Below are 10,317 nucleotides of genomic sequence, written 5' to 3'. Positions count from 1 at the left end.
AGCCATGGATGGCGGAGCCAAGCGTACACGGACGTATTCACAGCGTTTTTCGGAACGCCCCACCCGCTGCCCTGCCGACTCCAAAACAAGAGGACCGCGATCCCAGACTCGAGGTCAAATAGCAATAGGCGCCTTGATCACCGGATAAGGCTCATACCCCTCAAACTCGAAATCCTCAAGTTCGTACTCAAAGATACTATCGGGCTTACGCTTGATCACCAGCCTGGGTAAAGCACGAGGCTCCCGCTTCAACTGTTCAAACACGATGTCTTCGGTCAGGTGGTTCTGGTACAGGTGGCAATCACCAAACGTGTGCACGAACTCACCCACATCCAGATCGCACTGCTGGGCGATCATGTGGGTTAGCAGCGCATAGGAGGCGATATTGAACGGCACGCCCAGGAACAGGTCAGCACTGCGCTGGTACAGCTGGCAGGAGAGCTTGCCGTCGGCCACGTAGAACTGGAACAGGCAGTGGCACGGGGCCAATGCCATGCGACCCTCGCGGACGTTGTCCTGGGGGCTGATGGATTCGTCCGGTAGTTCCGCCGGGTTCCAGGCGGAGACGATCAGGCGCCGGGAGTTGGGCTTGTTGCGGATCTGGTCAATGACTTCGCTGATCTGGTCCACCACCCGGCCGTCCGGGCACTGCCAGCTGCGCCACTGTTTGCCGTAAATGGGGCCGAGGTCACCGTCTTCCAGGGCCCACTCGTTCCAGATGGAGACTTTGCGCTCTTTCAGCCAGTTGTTGTCGGTGGAACCACGCAGGAACCAGAGCAGTTCGTAGATGATGCTGCGCAGGTGGACTTTCTTGGTGGTCACCAGCGGGAAGCCTTCCTGCAGGTTGAATCGCAGCTGACGTCCGAATACCGAGCGGGTGCCGACGCCGGTGCGGTCACCCTTGTCGAATCCGTTATCGACGACGTCTTGCATCAGGTCGAGGTAGGCTTTCATTCGGCATTTCTCCGGTAAGCAATGAACATCAGGGCGGCGCCGGCGAGGATCATGGGGGTGGACAGAACCTGGCCCATGGTGAGCCAGTCGAAGGCCAGGTAACCCAGCTGCGGATCCGGCTGGCGTACGAATTCCACCAGGAACCGGAACAGGCCGTAACACACCAGGAACAGGCCGGAGACGGCCATGCGCGGGCGGGGTTTGGCGGAGAACCACCACAGGATGGCGAACAGGGCGACGCCTTCCAGGGCGAACTGGTACAGCTGGGAGGGATGGCGCGCCAGGCTGTCCGGGGCGTGGGGGAAGACCATGCCCCAGGGCACGTCGGTGGGCTTGCCCCAGAGTTCGCCGTTGATGAAGTTACCGATCCGCCCGGCACCCAGGCCTACCGGTACCAGGGGTGCAACGAAGTCCGCCAGGCGCCAGAAGCCGGAGCCGAGTTTGCGTCCGTACCACCACATGGCGAACATGACACCCAGCAGGCCGCCGTGGAAGGACATACCCCCTTCCCAGACGCGCAGGAGCCAGAGCGGGTCGGCCAGGAAGGTATCGAAGTTGTAGAACAGGACGTAACCGAACCGGCCGCCAAGGATAACGCCGAGGGCCAGGTAGAACAGGAGGTCGCCCATTTGTTCTTCGGTGACCGGGGACCAGGGTTTGCGGGCCCGCAGCCGGCCGAGCCACCACCCGGCGACAAAGCCGACCAGGTAAGTCAGGCCGTACCAGTGAATCTTGACGGGGCCCAGGGAAATGGCCACCGGGTCAAACTGGGGATGCTGCAGCATCGGTTACCTCTCAGCTCAGGAGAAAACGAAGCCCCACTACCAGGAGCATCATCGCAAAAATACGTTTCAGAACCTTGGCGTTCAGTTTGTGGGCCAGGTTGGCACCAATTCTGGCGAAGAAAACACTGGTCAGGATGATCCCGAGCAGTGCGGGCAGGTAGATAAAGCCCAGGCTGAATTCCGGAAGGTCGGCATGCCCCCAGCCTGTCCAGATGTTGCCAATGGCACCGGCAAGCGCAATCGGCAGGCCAATGGCCGCTGAGGTGGCCACAGTGTTCTGCATACGGACATTACACCAGCTCAGGTAAGGCACGGTGAGTGTGCCGCCCCCGATACCGAAAATGGCCGACGCCCAGCCAACACCGCCACCTACCACACCCAGGCCAACCGGGCCGGGAACATCGCGACCGGGCTTGGGATTGACCTCCAGTATCATCTTGATGGCCACCAGCATCACGAACACGCCAATCACCAATTGCAGCATATCGCCACTCATGAAGGCCGCGGTCCAGGCGCCCAGAACAGCCCCGCCAACAATCCCCACGGTCATGAGCCGGAAAATGTCCCAGCGCACGGCCTGGTGCTTGTGATGGGAACGGATGGAGGACAGCGAGGTGAACACGATGGTGGCCAGGGAGGTCCCCACCGCCAGGTGAGCACTGATGTCCGGGCTGATGCCCTGGATCTCGAAGCTGAAGATGAGTACCGGCACGATGACCAGGCCGCCACCGATACCGAACAGGCCCGCCATGGTCCCTGCCAGTGCGCCCAGTGCCAGATACGATGCAAATACGGTTACCAGGGTCATAGCTGCTCACGCCTATGAGAAACAAGGCTGGTATGATACACACCGCGCGGGACAAGTTCACGACTCCCTATTCACCTTCGGAGACTCATTACCGACCATGTGCCTCATTGCCTTTGCCCTTGGCCAGAATCGTCATTTTCCGCTGGTGGTCGCCGCCAATCGAGACGAGTTTTTCCGTCGTCCCACCGCCCCCATGGATTGGTGGACCACGGACTCGGGCCAGCGGGTACTGGCCGGCCGCGACCTTCAGTCCGGTGGCACCTGGCTTGCCGTCACAGAGGATGGCCGCATCAGCGCGGTCACCAATGTCCGGGAGGGTTCCCCCGAGGCCGGCCGGACCACGCGGGGCGAATTGCCGTTGCGGGCCCTGGCGGAGCCGGGCACAGAGCTGTTCCATGATCTCACCGACGACCCGGATCGTTACGCCGGGTTTAACCTGATCCGACTCGAATCCGGCGGTGGCTGGTATTACAGCAACCGGGACGCCCATCCGGGCAGGAGCATACACCGTGGGGTGTATGGCCTCAGCAACCATTTACTGCAGACGCCCTGGCCGAAACTGCTCCGGCTGCGGGAGTCCGTGGGCGAGGTAGTCTCGATGGCCGGTGTCGATGCTGACGGGCTGCATCAACGGCTTATCACGCTGCTCCAGGACTCGACACCGGCGCCGGACCACCTGCTGCCGGACACCGGCGTGGGCCTGGCAACGGAGCGATTCCTGTCGTCTCCGTTCATCGTCGGCGAGGACTATGGTACCCGGGCGACCACGATCGTGACGGTCGCCGGCAATGGGCAAACCCGGGTAACCGAACAGAGCTGGGGGCCTTTGGCCTCAAAAGGCGATTGCCGTCACTTCGACTGGCAGCGATAGCCCTCCGGCTCTGATATAATCCGCGAAATTCTGTCACCCGACCGGAGGGCCCGATGGCCGGTGAAAAAGACACCACATCCATAGCCGACTTTGAAAAGTCACTGGATGAGCTGGAAAAGCTGGTTCGCGACCTGGAGCAGGGCGAACTGTCGCTGGAACAGTCCCTGACTGCGTTCGAGCGGGGCGTGAAGCTGACCCGGGAATGCCAGCAGGCATTGAAGAGTGCCGAGCAGCGGGTCGAGCAGCTGGTGCAGAACAGTGATGGCACCCTGGAAACCCGCCCTTTCACGCCGGATGACGCCGACTGATGACCGAACAGACCAAGGCGGCAGTGGATTTTCTGGAGTCCTGCCGCATCCTTGTCGACGCCGAGCTGGACCGCTGCATTGACCAGAGCGCGGCCTCCGATCGCCTCCAGGACGCCATGCGGTACAGCGTGCTGGGCGGCGGCAAGCGGATTCGTCCCGCTCTGTGCCTCGCGGCAGCGCGGGCAATGGGCGAGGACAGCAACAGCGCCCTCGCCCCCGCCTGCGCCGTGGAGCTGATCCATGCCTATTCGCTGATCCACGATGACCTGCCGGCGATGGATGACGATGAGCTGCGCCGGGGCCGGCCCACTACCCATATTGCCTTTGACGAGGCCACTGCCATCCTGGCGGGCGATGCGCTGCAAGCCCTGGCTTTCGGATTGCTGGCCAACGGCTCGGGACTGGCCAGCGAGGCACGGCTGGCCATGGTTCAGGAACTGGCAAAAGCCGCTGGCCACCAGGGCATGGTGGGCGGCCAGGCCATTGACCTGGAGTCGGTGGGCAAGACCCTGACCCTGACTCAGTTGGAAACCATGCACCGGCACAAGACCGGCGCCCTGATCGAGGCCAGCGTCCGCATGGGTGCCCTGAGTGCCGAGCGGGTGCAGCCCGGCGCGCTGGAGGCACTGACGACCTATGCCCGGGTGCTTGGGCTGGCTTTCCAGGTGCAGGACGACCTGCTGGATATCGAAGGCAGCACCGACGTGATCGGCAAACCCCAGGGATCTGATGTCGCCCGGTCCAAGCCCACTTACCCGGCCCTGCTGGGTCTGGACGGAGCCAGGCAGCACCTGGCCGAACTGTTGCAGACCGCCAAGGCGAGTCTCGAACAGTACGGGCCGGAAGCCGATCCGCTGCGGGCGATGGCGGATTACGTGGTGGCACGAACCCATTGAACCACCCTGCCCCAAAGGCGCACACTTGTCGTAACTTATTTTGAAAACACTGGATCATCCCAAAAGACCCGAGCAGATGCAGGATACTTACACTTTCAAGGAAATCCCGTCACAGCGGCCCAACACCCCGCTGCTGGACCGGATTGATGTACCGGCCCAGCTCCGTGAGCTGCCGGCTGAACAGCTGACCCAGCTGGCCCGGGAACTGCGGGCGTTCCTGCTGTGGTCCGTCGGCCAGACCGGCGGACATTTTGGTGCCGGGCTGGGCGTACTGGAACTGACCGTTGCCCTACATTATGTGTTCAACACCCCGGAGGACCGCCTGGTCTGGGACGTGGGCCACCAAGCCTATCCCCACAAGATCCTTACCGGTCGCCGGGAACAGATGGGCAGCATTCGCCGCAAGGGCGGCCTGGCGGGCTTTCCCAAGCGGGCCGAAAGCGAGTACGACACCTTCGGAGTGGGCCACTCCAGCACTTCCATAAGTGCCGCCCTGGGCATGGCCATTGCCGCCCGCATGCAGAACACTGGCCGCAAGAGCATTGCCGTTATTGGCGATGGCGCCATGACTGCGGGCATGGCCTTCGAGGCCCTGAACCATGCCGGCCACCTGCATGCCAACATGCTGGTGATCCTGAACGACAATGACATGTCGATCTCCCGGAACGTGGGCGGCCTGTCCAACTATTTCGCCAAACTGCTGTCCAGCCGCACCTACAACCAGGTCCGGGACAGCAGCAAGAAGGTGCTGCAGGGCGCACCGCACCTGATGGCCCTGGCCAAGAAGACCGAGGAACACTTCAAGGGCATGATTGCCCCGGGAACCCTGTTCGAGGAACTCGGCTTCAACTACATCGGCCCCATTGATGGCCATGACCTGCCGCTGCTGGTGGAGACCCTGGAGAACATCCGCGAGCTGGACGGCCCGCAGTTCCTGCACGTGGTGACCACCAAGGGCAAGGGGTTCGCCCCGGCCGAGGCTGACCCGATCGGCTACCATGCCATCAATAAGATCGAACCGGTGCCACCGAGCAAACCCGAGCCGGTCACCCCCAAGCCGGCCAAGCCCAAATACGCCAATGTCTTCGGCCAGTGGCTGTGCGATGCCGCCGAGCAGGACGAACGGGTGGTGGGCATCACGCCGGCCATGTGCGAGGGCTCGGATCTGCTGGCCTTCTCCCAGCGCTTCCCGGACCGGTATTTCGATGTTGCCATTGCCGAGCAGCACGCCGTGACCCTGGCCGCCGGCCTGGCCTGCGACGATGCCAAACCGGTGGTGGCGATCTACTCCACCTTCCTGCAAAGAGGCTACGACCAGCTGATCCATGACGTGGCCATCCAGAACCTGGACGTGCTCTTTGCCATCGACCGGGCCGGCCTGGTGGGCGAAGACGGTCCGACCCATGCCGGTGCGTTCGATATCAGCTACCTGCGTTGTATCCCCAATATGGTTGTGATGGCCCCGTCGGACGAGAACGAGACCCGGCAGATGCTCCAGACCGGCATGCTGTTCAACGGCCCGGCAGCTGTGCGCTACCCCCGGGGTACTGGGCCGGGCACGAAGATCGAGCCTGAGCTGAAACCACTGGAGATCGGCAAGGGGCGCCGCATCCGGGAAGGAAGCGGCGTCGCTATCCTGAACTTCGGCACCCTGCTCGCACCCGCACTGGAAGCGGCTGAGGCACTGGGTGCCACCGTTGCCGACATGCGCTTCGTCAAACCCCTGGACGAGGAGCTGGTACTGGAACTGGCCGAGCAGCATGACCTGCTGGTGACGCTGGAAGAGAACGTGGTCGCCGGCGGTGCCGGCAGTGCGGTCACGGAATTCCTGAACCACCGTGAAGTCGCCCAGCCGGTGCTTCAGCTCGGGCTTCCCGATACTTTTATCGATCACGGCAAGCACGGCGAATTGCTGAGCGACTGCGGTCTGGACGCCGAGGGCATCCGGTCGGCCATTGCCGAACGCCTGGAACGGCTCCAGCGCTCCAGCCTCAAAGTGGTCAAATAATCCCTGGTATCACTGGCATCAACAAAAAAGCCCGCGTCTCCGGACGCGGGCTTTTTTGTGTGACTCAGGGCAACGGGCCAATTACTCGGGATCGTCGTCCTGGTGCGTTTCCAGCCAGTGGCCCAACTTGGTCTGCTTGGTGTTGAGGTAATTCTCGTTGTGCGGGTTGCGCCCCACGTGCAACGGAACCCGCTCGGCAATGTCGATGCCATAGGACTCCAGCGCCTTGACCTTGCGCGGGTTGTTGGTCATCAGCCGCAGGCTACTGATCCCCAGGTGTTCCAGCATATCCTTGCACATGCTGTAGTCCCGCAAATCAGCGGCAAAGCCAAGCCGTTCGTTCGCCTCGACCGTATCGGCACCCTGGTCCTGCAGATGGTAGGCACGGATCTTGTTCAGCAGACCAATGCCCCGGCCCTCCTGGCGCAGATACATGAGGATGCCCCGCCCTTCACGGGCGATACTGCGCAAGGCTTCTTCAAGCTGATAGCCACAATCGCAGCGCATGCTGTACAGGGCATCGCCGGTCAGGCACTCGGAGTGGGTCCGGGCCAGCATCGGCTCATCACTATCCAGGTCTCCCAGGGTCAGGGCGACGTGCTCCTTTCCCGTATCCGGCTCTTCGAAACCGTGCATGTCAAACACGCCGAACGGGGTTGGTAACCGGCAGGTCTGGATGTAACGAACAGCCACAGTGTTTCCTCGTGGTTCAATCAATCGGGGCGCGCATTCTATCACGTGGCCGCCGGCTTGGCGTAGTCTTGGCACAGTGGGCTCTCCGGTGGTGGAACGATACCGGGTAGTACGCTCCCTGCTGCGGGCCGGATCAGGCCTGCCCGGCCACCCAGTGACCGCTGCGACCGCCTTTCTTCTCGAGCAACCGCACGTTGTCCACGACCATGCCCCGGTCCACTGCCTTGCACATGTCATAGAGCGTCAGCGCCGCCACGCTGGCCGCCGTCAGGGCCTCCATCTCGACCCCGGTCTGGCCCGAGAGCTTGCAGCGGGTCAGGATATGAACCGAGGCACCGTCCTCGCCCGGATTCAGCTCAACCTTCACCGAGGTCAGGTTCAGGCTGTGGCAAAGGGGAATCAGTTCATGGGTTTTCTTTGCTGCCATGATGCCCGCGATCCGGGCCACTGCCAGCACATCGCCCTTGGGGTGCTCGCCTTCGATGATCATTTTCAGGGTTTCCGGCGCCATACGGATGGTGGCTTCAGCGCGGGCTTCCCGTTCGGTCACGTCCTTATCGGTGACATCGACCATGCGGGCTTCGCCCTTCTCGTCCAGGTGGGTCAGCTTGCTCACGGTTTCTCCAGAGACATGATTGAAAATGGGTTGAACAGATGTTGCCAGCATACCAGACCGATCGCCGGCCAGCCTTGATATCTACCGCTCAGACCGCCACCAGAACCGGATGCCGGCGACGCCCTGGCCACCCAGCCGGCGCGCTGTGATCTCCTCCTCCGGACCAAGCCCTCCGAGGGCATACACGGGAATGACCGCTTGCGCCACCAGTGCCTCGAATTGCTCCCAACCCATGGCCGGACGCCCGGGATGGCTCCTGGTCGGTTGTACGGGACCCAGGGTGGCGTAATCGGCCCCCAGAGCATTGGCATGGGCAAGCTGCCCGGCGTCGTGACAGGAACCCCCCAGCCACACGGACTCAGGAACCGGGCGGCTGGCCAGGGCCTGTGCCTCCCGCCAGGGCAGGTGCAGACCACCGGCACCCGGTACTGCATCAAACACTTCGGGGCTGCCGTGCACGATCGGCGTCAGCCCCTGCTCTCTGCATGAGGCCACCGCTTGGCTTGCGAAGCGGACATAGTCCTGGGGTGACAGCCCGGGAGCACGCAGAACCACAAGGGTGGCCCCCGAGGCTCTCAGCCCCTTCAGCCCGCCCTCAAGGCTGGCCAGCCCATCCTCCGGAGAAGTCATTGCACCGGTAATGGCAAGCACCCCGGGCAGCCTCAGGGCACGGATCACCGGGCGGTTGGCGACCGGAAAATCCTCGTCCCGGAGCTGTTCCGGTTCCAGCCAGTCTACTGGCTGGCCCTCCCGACCCTCGGGCTCTCCAGAGGCCTCGGAGGTGCGCCAGACGTCCAGGAAAACCCGCTTGTCGCCGTAGTCATGGCGAATCCCGATAACCGGCTCCAGGGCGGTCTCGGAAAGGCTCAGGCCGGTTTCCTCGGCAATCTCCCGGACCAGGGCCTGCTGGACGGTCTCCCCCGGCTCAACCTTGCCACCGGGGAACTCCAGCAGCCCGCCCTGGTGCACGTGATCGGGGCGCCGGGCGATCAGCACCCGGCCGTCCCGGACGATGACACCCACCGCCACGTGAATCTCCCGGACCGGGCTTTGCGTTGCCGCCATGGTCAGGTCCGGTACTCCGCGTTGATGGTCACGTAATCGTGGGAGAAATCACAGGTCCAGACCGTCTCCCGGATGTCACCGCGCTTCAGGTCGATGGCGATGGTGATTTCCTCCTGGTCCATCACCGCCTGGCCGCGCTCTTCGGAGTAGTCATCGGCCCGGCCGCCCTGGCGCACCAGGCAGACGTCACCCAGGTAGATTTCCAGGGCATCGAGATCCAGGTCCGGAACGCCGGCACGGCCCACCGCCGCCAGGATCCGGCCCCAGTTCGGGTCCGAGGCAAACAGCGCGGTCTTGACCAGGGGTGAATGGGCCACGGTGTAGGCTACGTCCAGGGCTTCCTGCTGGCTGGCGGCCCCGCTGACATCAATGGTGACAAACTTGGTGGCACCTTCGCCGTCGCGGACAATGGCATGGGCCAGGTCCAGGTAGACCTGCTGCAACGCCTCGCGCAGCGTCGCCAGCTCGGGGCTCTCGGCGGTAATCTCCGGGCCGCTGTACTGGCCGGAAGCCATCAGCATGCAGGCATCGTTGGTGGAAGTGTCACCGTCGATGGTAATCCGGTTGAAGGATTTCTCGCCAAGCTCCGAGGCCAGCGCCTGCAGTACATCAGGGGCAATCCGGGCGTCAGTGGCGATAAACCCGAGCATGGTGGCCATATTCGGGCGGATCATGCCGGCGCCCTTGCTGATCCCGGAAATGGTCACGGTATGGCCGCCAAGGTCCACCTGGCAGGAGGCCCCCTTTGGCCGGGTATCGGTGGTCATGATGCCACTGGCCGCCTCCGCCCAGCGATTCTCCGCGGTATTGGCCAGTGCCTCGGGCAGGGCCCCGACAATCTTGCCTACCGGCAGTGGCTCGCCGATCACGCCGGTGGAAAATGGCAGCACCTCGTCGCCACTGACACCGGCATTGTCCGCCAGCGCCTCGCAGCAGGCGATCGCGTCCTTCATACCCCGTTCGCCGGTACCGGCATTGGCATTGCCGGTATTGACCAGCAGATACCGGGGCGCAGTCCGGGCCAGGTGTTGCCGGCTTACGGTGACCGGCGCGGCACAGAACTGGTTGCGGGTAAAGATCCCCGCCACACGACTGCCGGGGGCGAGCTCGAATACCACCACGTCCTTCCGGCCGGGTTTCTTGATGCCTGCACTGGCAATACCCAACTTGACGCCGGCTACCGGGAAAAACTCGGGTAAGGTACCTGGACCTACCGCCATCCTGCCTCTCCTCTCACTCAATCCAATCTGGAACTTTCAAAACGCAAAAACCCGCAGCCTGCGCATGTCAGGTTGCGGGTCTCTGACCGGTTT

At 63.1% G+C, this 10,317-nt stretch carries 11 protein-coding genes; 4 read left to right on the top strand and 7 right to left on the bottom strand.

Translation table 11 applies throughout. The features are described from left to right. Positions 1-114: 114 nt before the first annotated feature. Genes ACESMW_RS11775 through ACESMW_RS11765 form a run of 3 tightly spaced genes read right to left on the bottom strand, consistent with a single transcriptional unit; the run spans position 115 to position 2,547 of the window. Complete coding sequence (locus ACESMW_RS11775; protein ID WP_372987225.1) at positions 115-954, bottom strand: thymidylate synthase; 840 nt, start codon at positions 952-954, stop codon at positions 115-117. Beyond that, positions 951-1,739 (bottom strand): prolipoprotein diacylglyceryl transferase, encoded by a 789-nt coding sequence (lgt, locus tag ACESMW_RS11770; RefSeq protein ID WP_092005252.1) that lies wholly within the window; start codon positions 1,737-1,739, stop codon positions 951-953. The genes ACESMW_RS11775 and lgt overlap by 4 nt, the downstream gene beginning before the upstream one ends. Positions 1,740-1,749: 10 nt before the next feature. Beyond that, a complete protein-coding gene (locus tag ACESMW_RS11765; protein WP_372987224.1) occupies positions 1,750-2,547 on the bottom strand; it encodes a sulfite exporter TauE/SafE family protein in 798 nt (265 codons plus the stop codon). 97 nt (positions 2,548-2,644) lie between these two features. Between ACESMW_RS11765 and ACESMW_RS11760 the strand changes: the two genes are divergently transcribed. From ACESMW_RS11760 to dxs, 4 genes are all read left to right on the top strand, one after another. After that, entirely contained in the window at positions 2,645-3,418 is a 774-nt protein-coding gene (locus ACESMW_RS11760; protein WP_372987223.1) for an NRDE family protein, read from the top strand. Between the two features lie 53 nt (positions 3,419-3,471). After that, positions 3,472-3,726, top strand: coding sequence for an exodeoxyribonuclease VII small subunit (locus ACESMW_RS11755; protein WP_372987222.1), 255 nt, complete (start codon positions 3,472-3,474; stop codon positions 3,724-3,726). Beyond that, positions 3,726-4,622: a polyprenyl synthetase family protein gene (locus tag ACESMW_RS11750; RefSeq protein ID WP_372987221.1), complete on the top strand. Its 897-nt coding sequence runs from the start codon at positions 3,726-3,728 to the stop codon at positions 4,620-4,622. The genes ACESMW_RS11755 and ACESMW_RS11750 overlap by 1 nt, the downstream gene beginning before the upstream one ends. 76 nt (positions 4,623-4,698) lie before the next feature. Beyond that, the gene (dxs, locus tag ACESMW_RS11745; protein ID WP_372987220.1) at positions 4,699-6,630 is read left to right on the top strand and encodes a 1-deoxy-D-xylulose-5-phosphate synthase; all 1,932 of its coding nucleotides are present in this window, start codon (positions 4,699-4,701) and stop codon (positions 6,628-6,630) included. Between the two features lie 81 nt (positions 6,631-6,711). Here the strand turns inward: dxs and ribA are convergent, their stop codons facing one another. The 4 genes from ribA to argJ form a co-directional block, all read right to left on the bottom strand. After that, positions 6,712-7,323: a GTP cyclohydrolase II gene (ribA, locus tag ACESMW_RS11740; RefSeq protein ID WP_372987219.1), complete on the bottom strand. Its 612-nt coding sequence runs from the start codon at positions 7,321-7,323 to the stop codon at positions 6,712-6,714. Between the two features lie 133 nt (positions 7,324-7,456). After that, entirely contained in the window at positions 7,457-7,990 is a 534-nt protein-coding gene (gene moaC / locus ACESMW_RS11735) for a cyclic pyranopterin monophosphate synthase MoaC (protein WP_372987218.1), read from the bottom strand. A gap of 30 nt (positions 7,991-8,020) precedes the next feature. Further along, a complete protein-coding gene (locus ACESMW_RS11730; protein WP_372987217.1) occupies positions 8,021-9,004 on the bottom strand; it encodes a Nudix family hydrolase in 984 nt (327 codons plus the stop codon). Between the two features lie 2 nt (positions 9,005-9,006). Continuing rightward, positions 9,007-10,224 (bottom strand): bifunctional glutamate N-acetyltransferase/amino-acid acetyltransferase ArgJ, encoded by a 1,218-nt coding sequence (gene argJ, locus ACESMW_RS11725; RefSeq protein ID WP_372987216.1) that lies wholly within the window; start codon positions 10,222-10,224, stop codon positions 9,007-9,009. Positions 10,225-10,317 lie beyond the last annotated feature (93 nt).

Source organism: Marinobacter sp., assembly GCF_041690455.1.
Classification (GTDB): domain Bacteria; phylum Pseudomonadota; class Gammaproteobacteria; order Pseudomonadales; family Oleiphilaceae; genus Marinobacter.
Note: the sequence above shows the minus strand (reverse complement) of the source record. Positions and strands in the feature narration are given on the sequence as shown.